Annotated in this window: 17 protein-coding genes; 5 read left to right on the top strand and 12 right to left on the bottom strand. The window is 68.7% G+C overall.

Annotated elements, in window-relative coordinates; translation table 11 throughout:
• Positions 1–21 precede the first annotated feature (21 nt).
• The 12 genes from ACFYXH_RS32315 to ACFYXH_RS32370 all read right to left on the bottom strand — a co-directional run bounded on the left by ACFYXH_RS32315 (position 22) and on the right by ACFYXH_RS32370 (position 12,464).
• Positions 22–573 carry a hypothetical protein gene (locus ACFYXH_RS32315; protein ID WP_389570465.1) on the bottom strand — a complete coding sequence of 184 codons (552 nt, stop codon included), beginning with the start codon at positions 571–573 and terminating at the stop codon, positions 22–24.
• Complete coding sequence (locus ACFYXH_RS32320) at positions 570–1,847, bottom strand: MCE family protein (RefSeq protein ID WP_389570468.1); 1,278 nt, start codon at positions 1,845–1,847, stop codon at positions 570–572. The genes ACFYXH_RS32315 and ACFYXH_RS32320 overlap by 4 nt, the downstream gene beginning before the upstream one ends.
• On the bottom strand, positions 1,844–3,124 hold the full coding sequence (locus ACFYXH_RS32325; RefSeq protein WP_389570471.1) for an MCE family protein: 1,281 nt from the start codon (positions 3,122–3,124) through the stop codon (positions 1,844–1,846). The genes ACFYXH_RS32320 and ACFYXH_RS32325 overlap by 4 nt, the downstream gene beginning before the upstream one ends.
• Complete coding sequence (locus tag ACFYXH_RS32330) at positions 3,121–4,230, bottom strand: MCE family protein (RefSeq protein ID WP_389570786.1); 1,110 nt, start codon at positions 4,228–4,230, stop codon at positions 3,121–3,123. The genes ACFYXH_RS32325 and ACFYXH_RS32330 overlap by 4 nt, the downstream gene beginning before the upstream one ends.
• Before the next feature lie 71 nt (positions 4,231–4,301).
• On the bottom strand, positions 4,302–5,285 hold the full coding sequence (locus tag ACFYXH_RS32335; RefSeq protein WP_389570474.1) for an MCE family protein: 984 nt from the start codon (positions 5,283–5,285) through the stop codon (positions 4,302–4,304).
• Positions 5,282–6,316, bottom strand: coding sequence for an MCE family protein (locus ACFYXH_RS32340; RefSeq protein WP_389570477.1), 1,035 nt, complete (start codon positions 6,314–6,316; stop codon positions 5,282–5,284). The genes ACFYXH_RS32335 and ACFYXH_RS32340 overlap by 4 nt, the downstream gene beginning before the upstream one ends.
• Positions 6,313–7,584: an MCE family protein gene (locus ACFYXH_RS32345; RefSeq protein ID WP_389570480.1), complete on the bottom strand. Its 1,272-nt coding sequence runs from the start codon at positions 7,582–7,584 to the stop codon at positions 6,313–6,315. The genes ACFYXH_RS32340 and ACFYXH_RS32345 overlap by 4 nt, the downstream gene beginning before the upstream one ends.
• Before the next feature lie 5 nt (positions 7,585–7,589).
• Positions 7,590–8,417: an ABC transporter permease gene (locus ACFYXH_RS32350; protein ID WP_326653530.1), complete on the bottom strand. Its 828-nt coding sequence runs from the start codon at positions 8,415–8,417 to the stop codon at positions 7,590–7,592.
• Positions 8,418–8,419: 2 nt separating this feature from the next.
• The gene (locus ACFYXH_RS32355; RefSeq protein WP_362677043.1) at positions 8,420–9,190 is read right to left on the bottom strand and encodes an ABC transporter permease; all 771 of its coding nucleotides are present in this window, start codon (positions 9,188–9,190) and stop codon (positions 8,420–8,422) included.
• The gene (locus ACFYXH_RS32360; protein WP_362677041.1) at positions 9,187–10,146 is read right to left on the bottom strand and encodes an ABC transporter ATP-binding protein; all 960 of its coding nucleotides are present in this window, start codon (positions 10,144–10,146) and stop codon (positions 9,187–9,189) included. Before ACFYXH_RS32360 ends, ACFYXH_RS32355 begins: the two co-directional genes overlap by 4 nt.
• Before the next feature lie 143 nt (positions 10,147–10,289).
• Complete coding sequence (locus tag ACFYXH_RS32365) at positions 10,290–11,333, bottom strand: sigma-70 family RNA polymerase sigma factor (protein WP_389570487.1); 1,044 nt, start codon at positions 11,331–11,333, stop codon at positions 10,290–10,292.
• 57 nt (positions 11,334–11,390) lie between these two features.
• A complete protein-coding gene (locus tag ACFYXH_RS32370; RefSeq protein WP_389570490.1) occupies positions 11,391–12,464 on the bottom strand; it encodes a lytic transglycosylase domain-containing protein in 1,074 nt (357 codons plus the stop codon).
• Positions 12,465–12,614: 150 nt separating this feature from the next.
• Here ACFYXH_RS32370 and ACFYXH_RS32375 point away from each other — a divergent pair, with 150 nt between their 5' ends.
• The 5 genes from ACFYXH_RS32375 to pucL all read left to right on the top strand — a co-directional run bounded on the left by ACFYXH_RS32375 (position 12,615) and on the right by pucL (position 15,266).
• Positions 12,615–12,863, top strand: a complete 249-nt coding sequence (locus ACFYXH_RS32375; RefSeq protein WP_327328539.1) for a hypothetical protein — start codon at positions 12,615–12,617, stop codon at positions 12,861–12,863.
• Complete coding sequence (locus ACFYXH_RS32380) at positions 12,860–13,237, top strand: helix-turn-helix domain-containing protein (protein ID WP_389570493.1); 378 nt, start codon at positions 12,860–12,862, stop codon at positions 13,235–13,237. The genes ACFYXH_RS32375 and ACFYXH_RS32380 overlap by 4 nt, the downstream gene beginning before the upstream one ends.
• Positions 13,238–13,388: 151 nt before the next feature.
• On the top strand, positions 13,389–13,928 hold the full coding sequence (uraD, locus tag ACFYXH_RS32385) for a 2-oxo-4-hydroxy-4-carboxy-5-ureidoimidazoline decarboxylase (protein WP_389570496.1): 540 nt from the start codon (positions 13,389–13,391) through the stop codon (positions 13,926–13,928).
• 4 nt (positions 13,929–13,932) lie between these two features.
• Entirely contained in the window at positions 13,933–14,337 is a 405-nt protein-coding gene (uraH, locus tag ACFYXH_RS32390) for a hydroxyisourate hydrolase (RefSeq protein WP_327326844.1), read from the top strand.
• Between the two features lie 5 nt (positions 14,338–14,342).
• Positions 14,343–15,266: a factor-independent urate hydroxylase gene (gene pucL / locus ACFYXH_RS32395; protein ID WP_389570501.1), complete on the top strand. Its 924-nt coding sequence runs from the start codon at positions 14,343–14,345 to the stop codon at positions 15,264–15,266.
• Positions 15,267–15,291: the final 25 nt, after the last annotated feature.

A 15,291-nucleotide genomic window follows, 5' to 3' on the forward strand; every position in this document is an offset into this window, starting at 1 on the left:
GGTGTGTGCTCGGGCGCGCGGTCAGCCGACGAACTCGACCGAGGACGTCAGCCAGCGACCGCCCTCGTGGACGAGATCGAGCTGCAGCCGGTAGGTGCGGGCCTGTCCCTGGGGAGCGGCGGTGTTGGTCACCTTGCTGTCGGCCACCACCAGGACGCGGGCCTTGCGTTCGTCGGCCCGGGTGATGCCCGCTTCGAGCACCTGTCCCTCGGAGACCGACTTGTTCGCGGCGACCAGCTTCGTCAGCTCCGCGGTCTGCGCCGCGAACTGCTCCTTGAAGTCGCCGGTGGCACCCTTCAGTACGTTGGTGCTGTCCCGCGTGTAGTGCCGGTAGTCGAGCGAGGTGAAGTTCAGCGCCGACTGGCGGGCCGCGGCCAGAATGTCCTGGTTCCGATGCTCCTGCGCCCGCTGCTCGAACAGCTGGACGCACAGCCAGCCGCTCAGGGCCGTTGTCACGGCCGTCGCCACGGCGAGAGCCGCGGGCAGCGCCCTGCCGCGGCGCGCGGCGCCCATCAGCCTGGCACCCAGGCGGCGGATCGGCCGGATCGCGTACGCGACGGGGCCCTTGCTCATGCCATCGGTCCGACGAGCAGCCATTGCCACGAGTCCTTTCCGAACACGTTCTGTTCGCCGCCCGTCGAGCCGATCTCGACAGGCGTTCCGTCCGGGCCGACGGCGGTGCCGGTCTCCGGGTCGTACGGGGTGATGTACGCGGCAGGGTCCGCTCCGCCGGTGCTGCCGTGTCCCGAGGCGCCGGGGGCGTTCTGGGCGCCGCGGACCGATGTGCCGCCGCCGCGAGCCGTGCAGCGCGCGCCGGTGTTCGCGGGCCGCTCGCCGGTGTCCGAGGGGTCGCGCCGCTGCGTGCCGTAACCCTGTCGGCACGGCGGTGGATCGTCGGCGCCCGCGACCATGCCGAAGTGGGTGGTGCCGTCGCCGGGGATCACGGTGTAGCTGCCGGCGACCACCAGCGGGAAGGTGACCAGGGCCTGCTCGACGCCGGGCAGCCGGGCCACCGTGATCTGGCCGCCGCTGATCAGATTGCCCAGCAGGACCGGCAGATGGGGCCGGTTGGTCTGGAGCAGCGAGTTCACCTCCTGTGCGGCGGGGGCGCCGGAGCCGATGACTCTGCGGAGGTCACCGTCACTCGCCTTCATTTGGCCCGTGAGATCGGCCAGGTCACGTGAGAACGACTTGATGGCCGAGCCTTGATCGGCCTGTGTCTTGAGGACTTTCCGCGAGTCCTCGATCAGCGCGATCGTCTGCGGCAGCGAGCCGGACGCCGACTCGACGAGCTCGTTGCCCGAGTCCACGAGCCGGCTCAGGTGCGGGCCCGTCCCGGCGAACGCCTTGCCCAGCTCGTCGACGGTGATCTGCAGATCCTTCTTGCCCACCGAGTTGACCAGTCGGTCCAGGCTGAGGACCAGATCCGAGGTGGGCAGCGGTACCCGCGTATCGCGGCGGGCGATGGTGCTGCCGTCCCGCAGATAGGGGACGCCGGAGGCGCGCGGCTGCAGATCCACGTACTGCTCGCCGACTGCCGAACGGTTCGCCACGACGGCCAGGCTGTCCGCCGGGATCCGCGATGCGTCCTCGATGTCCAGTGCCACGGACACTCCGCCGGAGCCGGTCAGCCGCAGTTCGCCGACGCGGCCCACCGGCACCCCGCGATAGGTGACTTCGGCGCCCGGGAAGACGCCCCCGGAATCGACGAAGTCGGCACGCACGGTGTAGGCACGGTCGAGAAGGCTGTCGCCCAGCCCTGTGTACTGGGCGCCGACATACGAGACGCCGACGACAGTGACGGTGGCGAAGGCGAGCAACTGGGCCTTGACCGTAGGTGTGATCACAGTTGCATCCCCTTCAGCATGAGCTCGGCGAGGGCGAGATCGACCCCGGCCGGGTAGCGGTTGCCGTCCCCGCTTCCGTACGCGGCGTAGCTGCTGGTGCACACCGGCGGGCACAGCGGGTCGCCGCCGCCCGAAGAGCCTGAGGGCGCCGAGGGGGCGCGGGGCGTCGTGGGCAGGCCAGGCGCGTCCGGCAGTGAGGTGGGCAGGGGGAGACCGGGGATCTCCGGGACCTTCGGGAGTTCGGGCTTCGCCGGGACGCCCGGCTTCTTGGGCTTGTCGGCGAGATTCCCGTAGATACTGGCCAGATCGAGATCGGCGGTGATCTTGAGATTGACGTAGTCGCCCTTGATGGCGTCCGAGACATTGCGCGGGAACGGATACGTCGTCAGCAGTTCCAGGGAGTTGGGCAGATCGCTGCCCGCCTTGTTCAGCTGTTCCAGAATCGGCCGCAGATTCCGCAGGTTGGCGACCACGTCGTCCCGCGAGGCATTGACCACCTTGGTGCCCGTCACTCCGAGTTTCGACAACGAGGTGAGCATCCGGGTGAGATTGCGGCGCTGGCCGTCCAGCACTTTCAGGGCGGGCGGCAGGGTGTCGACGGCCAGGGCGATCGTCTTCTTCTCACCGCCGAGTCGGGCGGCCAGCCGGTCGATGCCCTTGAGCGCGCGGATGATCTCCGCGCGTTGGCTGTCCAGGCCGGCGAGGAAGGTGTCCAGCTCGGTGAGCAGGGACTTGACCCGGTTCTCCCGGCCATCGAGGGCCTTGTTCAATTCCGTGGTGATGGTCTTGAGCTGGGCCACCCCGCCGCCGTTGAGCAGCGCCGACAGCGCCGACAGCACCTCTTCGATCTCCGGGTTGCGGCCGCTGCGGGACAGCGGGATCCGGTCGCCGTCGGCGAGCCTGCCGGCCGGCGAGGTGCCGGTTGGGGCGGACAGCGCCACGTACTTCTCGCCCAGCATGCTTGTCTGCCGCAGTTCGGCGATCGCGTTCCCGGGCAGCTTCACCGAGTCGGCCACCCGCAGCCGGACCCGGGCGTGCCAGCCGACCAGCTCCACCTTCTCGACGCTGCCCACCGTGACGTTGTTGACCTTCACGGCCGACTGCGGCACCAGATCGAGGACGTCCCTGAACTCGACCGTGACCCGGTAGGCGTTGCCGTCGGCGGCTGCGCCCCCAGGCAGTTGGACGTCGTACAGGCCGTTGAACTCGCAGCCGGTGAGCAGCACCGAACCGACAGCCGCCCACGCGGCCACCACGGTCTTGCGCCGTACCCTCATGCTCGGGCCTCCAGGATTCCGCCGAGCGTCCTGTCGACCGAACCCGCGCCCGACACCGGCTTGGCCGACGGCAGTTCCGGCAGGGAGTCGAACAGCTTCGTCAGTTCTCCGCAGTCGGGGTTCTTCCCTCCGGCGTCTCCGGTCGTCTTGAGCAGGGAGCACAGCAGCGCGGCCGGGTCCTGCGGGTTGTCCGGGTTGTTGCGGGTGTCCAGGGTGCCGGAGGACGGGTTGTAGGCGTTCTGCAGATTCGAAAGGCCGGTGGGTGCGACCTCCATCAGCTCCGCGAGCGCGGCGCGCTGGGTGACCAGCACCTTGGTGACCTTGCTGAGGCCCTTCACATCCGCTGTCAGCGCCTTCTTGTTCTTCTTCACGAAGTCGGCCACGTCCGCGAGCGCCGGTCCCAGATTCCGCAGCGCCGCCGCGAGGTCCTTGCGTTCCCCGGAGAGCTGGTCGGCCACCTTGGCGAGGCTGTCGTTGAACGACCGGACATTGGTGTCGTCGGACGCCAGCGCGGCGGTGAACACCTGCAGATTCCGGATGGTGCCGAACAGGTCCTTCCGGCCGTCGGACAGTGTGGTGACCGCCAGCGACAGGTCCTCGACCGTCTGGTTCAGCTGCTGACCCTGGCCCTGGAGGTTGTCCGCGCTCACGCCGAGCAGCCGGGCCAGTGAACCGTCCGCGTTCGCGCCGCGCGGGCCGAATGCCTCGGCCGTCGTATGCAGGCTGTCGAAGATACGGTCCAGTTCGACCGGCACGGCCGTGCGGCTCTCGGGGATGACAGCGCCGTCGCGCATGGCCGGCCCCTTCCGGTACACCGGCAGCAGCTGGACGTAACGATCGCTGACGACCGAGGAGTTGATGATGGCCGCCTGGGCATCCGCCGGGATCCTGCGCCCGGACTCGTACTCCAGCTCCACCCGCACCCGCTTCCCCTCCGGCGTGATCTTCTTGACCTCGCCGATACGGACACCGAGCACTCGTACGTCCGAGCCGGGATAGATGCCGACCGTGCGCGGGAAGTACGCCGTGACGCGGACCGGCGACGATCGTGGCCAGAGCACGACCGCCGTGCCGGCGACGAGTGCCAGCGCGACGCCGAGCGCCACGCAGCGCGCGAGACGCCCCTTCGGCACGAGCCTCTTCGGCAGGAAGCGCCCCTTCGGCAGGAAGCGGCCGTTCATCGTGAGCCTCCAGTCCGCGGAGCCACCGGAGTGGGTGCGACCAGGTTCTGGATGTAGCTGTCGAACCAACGGCCGTTGCCGAGGGTGTTCGTGAAGACACGCACATAGGGAGCGAGCAGCTTGACGCTCCGGTCGAGGCTCGCCTGATTGCGTTCGAGCATGGTGACCACCGAATTCAGGCCCTTGAGCGCCGGGCCGATCTCCTTGCGGTTGTCCGCGACCAGGCCGGAGAGCTGGATGCCGAGCGCGGCGGAGCTCTTGAGCAGCGAGTGGATCACCGCCCGCCGCCTGGAGATCTCCTTGAACAGCTTGTCGCCGTCCTTGATCAGAACGCCGAGGTCGCCGGAGCGGTCGGAGAGCACTCCGGTGACTCCGTTGGCGTGGTCGAGGAGTTCACGCAGGGCCTGGTCGCGTGAGGCCACCGTCCGGGAGATCTTCGAGAGACCTTTGATGGACGCCCGGACCTCGGAGGGCGAGTCCTCGAAGGTGGTGGAAATGGTGTCCAGGGCGGTCGCCAGCCGGGCTGTGTCGACCTTCTCCGTGGTCGTCGTCAGCTCGCTGAATGCCGCCACGACGTCGTACGCCGGTACCGTCCGGTTCAGCGGGATCTCGCTGCCCGGCCGCAGTTGGCCCGTCCCCTTCGGCTGCAGTGCGAGGTACTTCGCGCCCAGGATCGTCTTGATCCGGATGGCCGCTCCGGTCCTGGTGCCGAATGCCGGGTCGCCCTTGACCCGGAAGGTCACCTTCACATGGTCGCCGTCCAGATCGACCTCGTCGACCTTGCCGACCTTGACCCCGGCGATTCTCACCTCGTCGCCGGGCTTGAGCCCGCCCGCTTCGGAGAAGGCCGCGGTGTACGTGTCACCGTTGCCGATCACCGGGAGGCTGTCGGCATTGAACGCGGCCGCGGCCAGCAGCGCGAGCGTGGCGATGCCGACGGCCCCGATCACCACGGGATTGCGCTCACGGAAGGGAATCATGAGCACCTCGCCCGGGCGACGTGAAGCTCGGGAGTGATGACCTGCCTGGTCTTCGGCAGCACGATCCGGCCGTCGAAGTCACAGAGGTAGAAGTTGAACCAGGAGCCGTACGAGGCCGTCCCTGTCAGCTTGTTGAGCTTGCTCGGCAGCCGCTTCAGCACGCCCTCCACGGTCTTCTCGTTGTCGTTCAGCGTTCCGGTGAGGTCGGTCAGCTCGGCGATGTCGTCCCGCAACGGCGGACGGGCGTCCTCGAGCAGACCCGAGGTGGCGTCGGTCAGGGCACCGATGTTCACCAGTGATTCGCCGATGGGCTTGCGGTCGGCGGACAGCCCGGATATCACCCGCTGCAACTGCTTGAGCAGGGCGGAGAAGCGGGCGCCGCGCTTGTCCACGGTCTTCAGCACCTCGTTGAGGTTGTCGATCACGGACCCGATCAGCTTGTCGCGGCCGGCGAGTGTGGTGGTCAGCGACGCCGTGTGGGCGAGCAGGCTGTTGACCGTCCCGCCCTCGCCCTGCAGGGTCTTGATGATCTCGGTGGCGAGCTGGTTGACGTCCTTCGGGCTCAGTGCCGCGAACAGCGGCTTGAAACCGCCGAGCAGCGCATTGAGATCGAGTGCGGGCTGGGTCCTGGACAGTGGGATCCGGCCGCCGGGCTTCAACTGCGTACCGCTGCCGGCACCTTCCGTCAGCGCGATGTACCGCTGCCCCACCAGGCTCCGGTAGCGGATGACGGCGCCCGTGGTGGTGAGCAGCGGGCGGTCGTCGGTGACGCTGAAGGTCACCTCGGCCAGCGTCCGGTCCTTGATCTTCACCTCCTGGACCTCACCGACCCGCACGCCGGCCACCCTGATGTCGTCGCCCTCCTCCAGGCTGGTGACATCGCTGAAGACCGCGCGGTACGTGTGCTCGGGGGCGAAGGAGATATTGACGATCGTCGCCGCGAGCAGCGTCGTCGCCAGCACGGTCACCACGGCGAAGAGAATGAACTTGACCAGCGGTGCCGCAGTGTCTGTGGCTCGGCTCACCTTCATGCGACACTCACCGCCGTTCCGCGTGCCATCGGGCCGAACAGCAGCGTGGCGACTGCCGGAACCCGGTCGGCGGGAACTCCCATGACCGGGGCCACCAGCGAGCCGATGGCCCGCTGCTCGGCCTCCGTGGCGGACACATTGGCCCCGCCGGGCAGTGCACCGCCTGAGTGCGTCCCCGACGTACCGTCATTGAGCTTGACGTCCGGTGCGGGCACTTGGGGGTGGGGCAGACCTCTGCAATCGGGTCCTGAGCGCTCTGCATAGCGCGGTTCCTCGCCGGGTCGGTACGCGGATCGTGGGCGGACGAATTCGAGCGTGATGCGCATCTCCCCGCCGCTGAAGGCCTTCTCCGATGCGGCCTCCTGCCGCACCAGGCCGTCGAGGAGACAGGGGTACTCCGGCGCGTAGCGGGCGAACAGCGCCAGCGTGGGGCGGGAGACGCGGCCGAGAGTGATCAGCCGGTTGCCGTTCTCGTCGAGGAACGCGTCGGCGGTACCGGCGGTGGTGGCCGTCGCCGTGAGCGCCGAGGCCAGTTGGCCCTGCTTCTCGACGAGGGTGCGGCTCGTGGTGACGGAGTTCCGCAGGACGCGCATCAGATCGGGCGCCGCGTCGCCGTACACCTCGGCCACATCGGCGAACCGTGAAATGTCTTCCTTGAGGGACGGCATATGCGGATTGAGCTTGCTCAGATAGCCCTCCAGACGGGTGAGGTTGGCGCCGATCCGGTCGCCCCGCCCTTCGAGAGCGGTGGAGAACGCGGAGAGCGTGGCGTTGAGATCCGCCGGCCGCACGGTCCGCAGCAGCGGCAGCAGATCGTTCAGCAGTTGCTGCACCTCGATACCGGCCTTGGTGCGGTCCTGCGTGATGACGTCCCCGGCGCGGATGTGCCGGGCCGATGACCCCCGGGGGGGCATCAGATCGACGAACTTCTCGCCGAACAGCGTCTTGGGCAGCAGCCGGGCCTGCACATCGGCCGGGATACGGGAGATGTGCTCCGGCTTGAGCGCGATGTCGAGCGTCGCCTTCTCACCGTCGGCCCGCACCTCTCGCACCTCGCCGACCAGCAGCCCGCGCAGTTTGACGTCAGCCCGTGGATCCAGCTGGTTGCCCAGGGTGTCGGCCTCCAGAGTGATCCGTACGACGGAGGTGAACGCCTGCTGGTAGACGGCGACGGACAGCGACAGCAGGAGCGCGATGACGGCGATGAAGACGAGGCCGTACAGCCGCAGTCGCGCGCCGCGCGTCGGGACGAGTCCTGGAATGCGCATCGGCACTACCCCGCAATCCGTACGGTCGTGTTGGCGCCCCAGATCGCCAGACTGAGGAAGAAGTCCAGAAGGTTGATGGCGACGATGGACGTCCGCACGGCACGGCCGACCGCGACCCCGACGCCTGCCGGGCCGCCGCTTGCGTAGTAGCCGTAGTAGCAGTGCACCAGGATGATCACGACGGCGAAGACGATCACCTTGCCGAAGGACCACAGCACGTCCACCGGCGGCAGATACTGCTGGAAATAGTGGTCGTAGGTGCCCGCGGACTGGCCGTAGTAGCCGGTGGTGATGGTGCGTGCGGCGAAGTACGAGGACAGCAGCCCGATCACGTACAGCGGGATGACGGCGACGAAACCGGCGATCATCCGGGTGGTCACCAGGAACGGCAGCGAGGGAACGCCCATCACTTCGAGGGCATCGGTCTCCTCGCTGATCCGCATCGCGCCGAGCTGTGCGGTGAACCCGGCCCCGACCGTCGCGGACAGAGCGAGGCCGGCCACCAGCGGGGCGATCTCACGGGTGTTGAAGTACGCCGACAGGAACGCCACGAAGTTGGAGGTGCCCAGCTGGTTGAGCGCCGCGTACCCCTGCAGGCCGACCTCGGTGCCGGTGAAGAAGGACAGGAAGGCGATGACGCCGACCGTGCCGCCGACCACGGCCAGCGCGCCGCGGCCGAAGCTCACTTCGGCCAGCAGACGCAGGATCTCCTTCTTGTAGCGGCGCAGGGTGCGGCCGGTCCAGGCCAGCGAGCGCCCGTAGAAGGACAGTTGGGTGCCGAGCTCCTCCAGGGAGCGGAGCGGAAGCCCCACGAATCGACTGATGAGCGCCACGGTCAGCCCCTCTGCGGAACGATTTGGAAGTACACCGCGGTCATCACGAAGTTCGTCACGAAGAGCAACATGAAGGTGATCACCACCGACTGGTTCACCGCGTCGCCGACGCCCTTCGGGCCGCCCTTGGCGGTCAGGCCCTTGTACGAGGCGACGATGGCGGCGATGGCGCCGAACACCAGGGCCTTCAGCTCGGCCGCCCACAGATCCGACAGCTGGGCGAGAGTGGTGAAGGAGGCGAGATACGCACCCGGCGTGCCGTTCTGCAGGATGACGTTGAAGAAGTAGCCGCCGGCCACACCGACGACCGACACCAGTCCGTTGAGCAGCACCGCCACCACCATCGAGGCCAGCACTCTCGGCACGACCAGTCGGTGGATCGGGTCGATGCCCAGCACCTGCATCGCGTCGATCTCCTCGCGGATCTTGCGCGCCCCGAGGTCCGCGCAGATCGCCGTGCCTCCTGCCCCCGCGATCAGCAGTGCGGTCACGATCGGTGAGGCCTCCCGCAGTACCGCGAGCACCGAAGCCGCGCCCGAGAACGACTGGGCGCCGAGCTGCCGGGTCAGGCTGCCGATCTGCAGGGCGATGACCGCCCCGAAGGGGATGGAGACCAGCGCGGTGGGCAGGATCGTGACGCTCGCGATGAACCAGGCCTGCTGGATGAACTCGCGTATCTGGAACGGGCGCCTGGGCAGGGTCCGTACGACATCCAGGCCCATCGCGAACAGGCTGCCCGTATGCCTGAGGGCTCCGGTGGGGGACAGGCTCATGCGCCGGCCGCCTTCCCGCGCACCGTGGCTCGCACCTGCCGCAGCGACTCCCGTTCGGCGATCGCCTCCCAGCGAGGCGGCCGGGTGATCCCCGCCGTGGGCAGAAGACGCGGCGTCAGATCCGGTATGCCCGGCGGCGTGGGATCCGCGCCCGCGCCGAGCTGCGCCAGCTCCTGCTCGACCTGGGCCGCGTCCTTCTCCTCGGCCATCCCGATCGGACCCTGCATCCGCCCGTTGAGGAACTGCCGTACGACCGGCTCCTCACTGGTCAGCAGCTTCTCCCGGGGGCCGAACATCACCAGCTCGCGCCGGAACAGGAGCCCGATGTTGTCCGGCACCTGCCGCGCCGACGCGATGTCGTGGGTGACGATCAGAAAGGTCGCGTCGATCTGCGCGTTGAGGTCGACGATCAGCTGGTTGAGATAGGCCACCCGCACCGGGTCGAGCCCCGAGTCCGGCTCGTCGAAAAGGATGATCTCCGGATCGAGTACCAGGGCGCGCGCGAGACCGGCTCGTTTGCGCATACCGCCGGATATCTCGCCGGGCAGCTTCTCCTCGGCGCCGATCAGTCCGACCATGTCCATCTTCTCGAGCACGATCCGTCTGATCTCGCTCTCCGGCTTGCGGGTGTGCTCACGCAGCGGGAACGCGATGTTGTCGTACAGATTCATCGAGCCGAACAGCGCACCGTCCTGGAACAGCACGCCGAACAGCTTCCGCACCTCGTACAGGTCGTGCTCGCGCAGGGCGGTGATGTCCGTGCCTGCGATCCGGATCGACCCGCGTTCGGGCCGCAGCAGCCCGACGAGCGTCTTCAGGAACACCGATTTGCCCGTGCCCGAAGGGCCGAGCATCACCGAGATTTCCCCGGCGGGCAGCGTCAGTGAAACGTCCTGCCAGATGACCTGGTGGCCGAAGGACTTGGTCAGCCCTTCCACACAGATCTCGACACCCATCCGGTTCACCCTTCAGCCGTGGAGCGGTCCGACATCTGCTCTACGGGGAGGGAGGGCCCGTCCGTCGCAACGAGGCGAAGATTTTTTTACGGGCCTGGAATCAGGGCGGAATCACGGCGGAACAGGAGATGCACGCTGGTGTGCTAGGGCTTCGGGAGCACCTGCGGCACCGACGTTTTCGCCTCCGGCACATCCGTGGGGAGCGGTTGCTTCGGCAGGGGCGCGGACGGCACGCCCGACGCCGCGGGCAGATCCGGTACGGCGGGAAGGTCCGGCGCGGACGCGAGGTCGGGCACGCCGGTGAGGTCCGGGACGGGGACCTTCGGCAGGGTCGACACATCCGGAATGTCGGGCGTGGGCAGCGGCAGTTCCGGCAGCGCGGGCAGCGAGGGCACGGTGATCCCCGGGCCGCCGTACCGCTGCGTCCCGGCCGGCCCGGCACCCTGCCCGGCATCCGTGCGGCTGCCGGGGGCCGGCGTCACGCCACCCGCCGTCGGCGACTGCACATCGGCGGACTCCGAGACGGCGGGGATCGCCGGGCGCGATCGGTGCGGCCCGTCCCCGTCGTGGGCGTACGGCAGGATCAGGCCCGCGATCGCCAGCGTCGCCGCGGTCGAAGCCACCGCCACCGCCTGCGCGTTCCCGCCCCGTGGGCGGCCACGGCCGATCAGCCACAGCGCAAGACCCAGCGTGGCGGCCAGCGAATTGCGCAGCGTCCGGCGGGCCCGTGCCAGCAGCGACTCGACGGTCCGGTAGCTCAGCCCCATCTTCACGGCGACCTGGCCGACGTCCAGATCCTCGGACTTCAGCCACAGGGCCTCGGCCTGGCGGGCGGGCAGCTCACCGCTCCGGCGCGCCAGCCACCTTGCCTCTGCCCGGTCGCAGACCGCCTCCTCGACCGGCACCGGGACCGGGGTGAGCAGCGTGGGGCTGCTGCGCACCTCGGTCTCGCGGTTGACCTGCCGGTACCGGTCCACGCACAGCCGCATCGTCACTGTCGTCAGCCACGCGCCCAGCCGTTCGTCGTCCAGATCGGGGTGCTCCGCGGCGCGCAGCATCGCCTCGTGCACGGCGTCCTCGGCGTCCTCCTGGCTCATGGATCTGCGGCGGGCGACCTTGAGCAGCTGCTCACGGTGGCTCCACGCGCGCTGCCACCGGTTGTGGGCCGCGTTCGTATCCATCGTCATGAGGGCCCCTTCGCACTCACCCCGGCCGGGCAGGCGCAAGGCCCGGCGCGGGGGAGATTACCGCCCAGTATCCGGGCTTGTGGAGGGGGAGGCGCGCATCGAGTCCTTTCCGTTGCTGGTCAACGCACCGACGCCGGGCAGCCCGGCGACGGGACTCGGGACCGGAAGCAGCGGCGCTGCAGGCTCCGCGGCGCCGTCCGCACTCTTGGAGGGCGAGGGCGAAGGGGCGGGCGTGGGGGAGGACTTGGGCTCGCCGTCATGGTCTGCCGGGCGGGCGGGAGCCGTGGAGGACACCCGCGGCCGAGGTGTGTGGGACGGCTTCGGCTTGGGGTGGACGGCCGGTCCGGAGCCGTGGTCCGGCACGACCCGGTGACCTTCGAGGTAGTACGCGAACCAAGCCCTGACCGTGCGCAGATACGCAGTGGAGTGGTTGTAGCCCAGGATCGCGCGGTCCAGGTCCGCCGCCTCGGAGAGGTCCCGCCCGCCCGCGCAGAGATAGCGCCCCGCAGCGAGCGCCGCGTCGTAGACGTTGCCCGGATCGCGGTGTCCGTCGCCGTTGCCGTCGGAGCCCCAGACGGCCCAGGTCGACGGGATGAACTGCATCGGGCCGACAGCACGGTCGTACACGGCGTCCCCGTCGTACACCCCGCCGTCGGTGTCCCCGATGGCGGCGAACCCATTGCCGTCCAGCCGCGGGCCGAGGATCGGCGTGAGCGTCGTGCCGTCCGCGGTCACCCGGCCGCCGCGCGCCTGCCCGGACTCGACCTGGCCGATCGCGGCAAGCAGCTGCCAGCGCAGCCGGCAGCCCGGCCTGCTGTCCGCGAGCTCCTTCTCGGCCTGCCGGTACGCGGCCAGAACGGTGGCCGGCAGCAGGCCGCCGACCGCTGCTCCGGAGCCCTCCGCGGCCTCCCTGCCGTCGGTGCCGCCTGCCGTTCCGCGCGCCCTCAGCGGCGGAAACTCGGTGCGGTACGGGGTGTCGCCGGAGACGCTCGGCCCCGGCGAGGCCGGGTGAGCCTTCGCCGGGGCCGCGGCGTGTGCCGCCGGTCCCGGTGCCTGCGAGGCGGTCAGTGCCGCCATGGCCGCCGTAACGACCGCTGTCGCCTTGACACCTTTGCGCTTGCGCCCTGTCATGATGCAGACCCCTCCCAGTGCCGCTGTCGCGCGGCGTTTCTTCACCTGCTCTACGCGGCACCGGCGCAGGTCCGTCGCACGGAGTCGTACTTTTTCCGTGCCGGGAGGGCCGACGACGGCGCGGAAGCGCGCGGCTAACGTGGGGGCATGGTGCGACTGAGAGTGGAGTTCACGACCGAGCCGTTCGACCTGGACGAGCCGCCGGCGCATGCCCTGGCCGTCCGCGAGGTCGTCCAGGGCGCGGATCTGGACAAGGTGGACGTCGGCCCGTTCGGCAATACGGCCGAGGGTGGCGCCGATGAGGTGCTGAGCGCGGTCGACGCGCTGCTGCGCAGGGCCCTGGACGCCGGGGCCACCCGGGTCTCGCTGCAGGTCAATGTGGTGGAGGGCGAGGAATGACCGGGCCCGCCGACCACGCACTCGCGCAGGCGGTCAAGCCGCTCGTGGACGCCATGGGCGGAGAGCTGCTCGCACCCGGTGAGGCCCGCGAGGACGACGTCATACTCAGCTGGGAGGGCGAGGAGGTCCTCGCCGTACGCCTTCCACAGCTCGCGGACTCCCTCGACCACATCCTGGCCGCGATGGAGCGCAGGCATGGCATGCCCCTGTCCGAGCTGGATCGCAAGACCAAACAGCTGGTCGTACGGACCTTGGAGGCGCGCGGCGCGTTCTCCGTACGACACGGTGTAGAGACGGTGGCGGGGGCCCTCGGGGTCAGCCGCTTCACCGTATACAACTACCTGAACAGGGAAAACGCCGCGAAGAACGGCTGAGAACGCACCGTCGCGAGCCGCCGTTCGGATGTCCGGGCGGCGGCTTTTGCGTTGCCGAGTTTTCAACAAAGTGTTGACGTTGTGTTGCCGGAGGGCGTTAGCTAGCCGCAGCCCGTCCAACGCACAGCGAAAAACAGCCACGGAGGCTCGCGTGACTTCGAGTCCACAGCGCTTGCCGGGGGAGGCCCCCGAACCCCCGGCGGGTCTCACCCGGTTCAACACCTCACCGGACAGCGCGGCCCTGGCCGCACTGCACGAGGTGTGCGCCAGTTCGGCGTGGGGGAGCAAGCTGCTCGCCCAGCGCCCGTACGCCACCGTGGAAGCCCTCTTCGACGCCAGCGACGCCGCCATGGCCGAGCTGAGCGCCGATGATCTGGCCGAGGCGATGGCGGGGCACCCGCCGATCGGCCGGCCGAAGCCCGGGGACCCGACCTCATCCCGCGAGCAGCGTGGGATGGCCGGCGCCTCCGAGGAGCTCAAGGCCGAAATGCTCGAGCGGAACCTGGCCTACCAGGACAGGTTCGGCCATGTCTTTCTGATCTGCGCCACCGGCGCGACCGGTGAGCAGATGCTCGAGGCGCTCAGGACCCGGATCGGCAACTCGCCCGAGCAGGAGCGGGAAATTGTCCGCACCGAGCTGGGCAAGATCAACCGTATCCGGCTGGCCCGCCTCGCAGAAGAAGGAGAATGACGTCTTGAGCACCGAGACCACCGCGTCGGTGTCCACGCACATCCTGGACACCAGCATCGGACGCCCCGCCGAGGGTGTCGCCATCTCGCTCGCGGCCCGCAGCGGCTTCGACGCGGAGTGGGTCGCGCTCGGCGGCTCGAAGACGGACGCGGACGGGCGCTGCAAGGACCTGCCGGCGCTGCCGGAAGGGACGACCCATGTACGTCTCGACTTCGAGACCGAGGCGTATTTCTCAGACAAGCACAGTGCCAACCAGCAAGCCGAGGCGCAGCAGGACGCCCCCCGCGTAAGGGACAGCGGTGCGTTCTTCCCGGAGGTGGCGATCACTTTCGCCGTCGAGCCGGGCGAGCACTACCACGTACCGCTGCTGCTCAACCCGTTCGGCTACTCCGTTTACCGAGGGAGCTAGCAGACATGCCCACGATTCTCGGCCAGAACCAGTACGGCAAAGCAGAGAACCGCGTCGTCAAGATCACGCGGGACGGCGACACCCACCACATCAAGGACCTGAACGTCTCCGTCGCCCTCTCCGGCGACATGGACGACGTCCACTACTCCGGCTCCAACGCCAACGTCCTGCCGACCGACACCACCAAGAACACGGTGTACGCGTTCGCCAAGGAGCACGGCATCGAATCGGCCGAGCAGTTCGGCATCCACCTCGCCCGTCACTTCGTGACCAGCCAGGAGCCGATCCACCGGGCGCGCATCCGCATCGAGGAGTACTCCTGGGAGCGGATCGCCACCTCCGACGCCAACTCCAAGTTCATCGGCTCGGACGAGGTCCGGCACTCCTTCGTCCGCAAGGGCCAGGAGCTGCGCACCAGCCAGATCACCTTCGACGGTGAGAACTGGGAGATCATCTCCGGTCTCAAGGACCTCACGGTCATGAACTCCACCAGTTCGGAGTTCTGGGGCTATGTCAAGGACAAGTACACGACGCTCAAGGAGGCGTACGACCGCATCCTGTGCACCGATGTCTCCGCCGCCTGGCGCTACAACTGGACCAGCGACGAAGACCGGATGCCCAACTGGGAGAAGTCGTACGAGCAGGCCAAGAAGCACATCCTGCAGGCCTTCGCCGAGACGTACTCCCTCTCGCTGCAGCAGACCCTGTACCAAATGGGTTCGCGGGTCATCAACAGCCGCAGCGAGATCGACGAGATCCGCTTCTCGCTGCCGAACAACCACCACTTCCTGGTCGACCTCGAGCCCTTCGGGCTCAAGAACGACAATGAGGTGTACTTCGCGGCCGACCGCCCGTACGGCCTGATCGAGGCCACCATCCTGCGGGACGGCATCGAGCCGCGGATCCCGGTCGACATGACCAACCTGTAGGAGTTCTGCTGTACCCCCGACGTTT

The organism is Streptomyces sp. NPDC002730 (assembly GCF_042888805.1).
In the GTDB taxonomy this organism is placed as follows: domain Bacteria; phylum Actinomycetota; class Actinomycetes; order Streptomycetales; family Streptomycetaceae; genus Streptomyces.

Bases quoted from the DNA above. Each gene is read 5' to 3' on its own strand.
- ACFYXH_RS32380 (WP_389570493.1), top strand. From the start codon at position 12,860: ATGACCGGGCCCGCCGACCACGCACTCGCGCAGGCGGTCAAGCCGCTC.
- ACFYXH_RS32325 (WP_389570471.1), bottom strand. From the start codon at position 3,124: ATGAGGGTACGGCGCAAGACCGTGGTGGCCGCGTGGGCGGCTGTCGGT.
- ACFYXH_RS32315 (WP_389570465.1), bottom strand. From the start codon at position 573: ATGAGCAAGGGCCCCGTCGCGTACGCGATCCGGCCGATCCGCCGCCTG.
- ACFYXH_RS32340 (WP_389570477.1), bottom strand. From the start codon at position 6,316: ATGAAGGTGAGCCGAGCCACAGACACTGCGGCACCGCTGGTCAAGTTC.
- ACFYXH_RS32360 (WP_362677041.1), bottom strand. From the start codon at position 10,146: ATGGGTGTCGAGATCTGTGTGGAAGGGCTGACCAAGTCCTTCGGCCAC.
- ACFYXH_RS32345 (WP_389570480.1), bottom strand. From the start codon at position 7,584: ATGCGCATTCCAGGACTCGTCCCGACGCGCGGCGCGCGACTGCGGCTG.
- ACFYXH_RS32335 (WP_389570474.1), bottom strand. From the start codon at position 5,285: ATGATTCCCTTCCGTGAGCGCAATCCCGTGGTGATCGGGGCCGTCGGC.
- pucL (WP_389570501.1), top strand. From the start codon at position 14,343: ATGCCCACGATTCTCGGCCAGAACCAGTACGGCAAAGCAGAGAACCGC.
- ACFYXH_RS32370 (WP_389570490.1), bottom strand. From the start codon at position 12,464: ATGACAGGGCGCAAGCGCAAAGGTGTCAAGGCGACAGCGGTCGTTACG.
- ACFYXH_RS32355 (WP_362677043.1), bottom strand. From the start codon at position 9,190: ATGAGCCTGTCCCCCACCGGAGCCCTCAGGCATACGGGCAGCCTGTTC.
- ACFYXH_RS32365 (WP_389570487.1), bottom strand. From the start codon at position 11,333: ATGACGATGGATACGAACGCGGCCCACAACCGGTGGCAGCGCGCGTGG.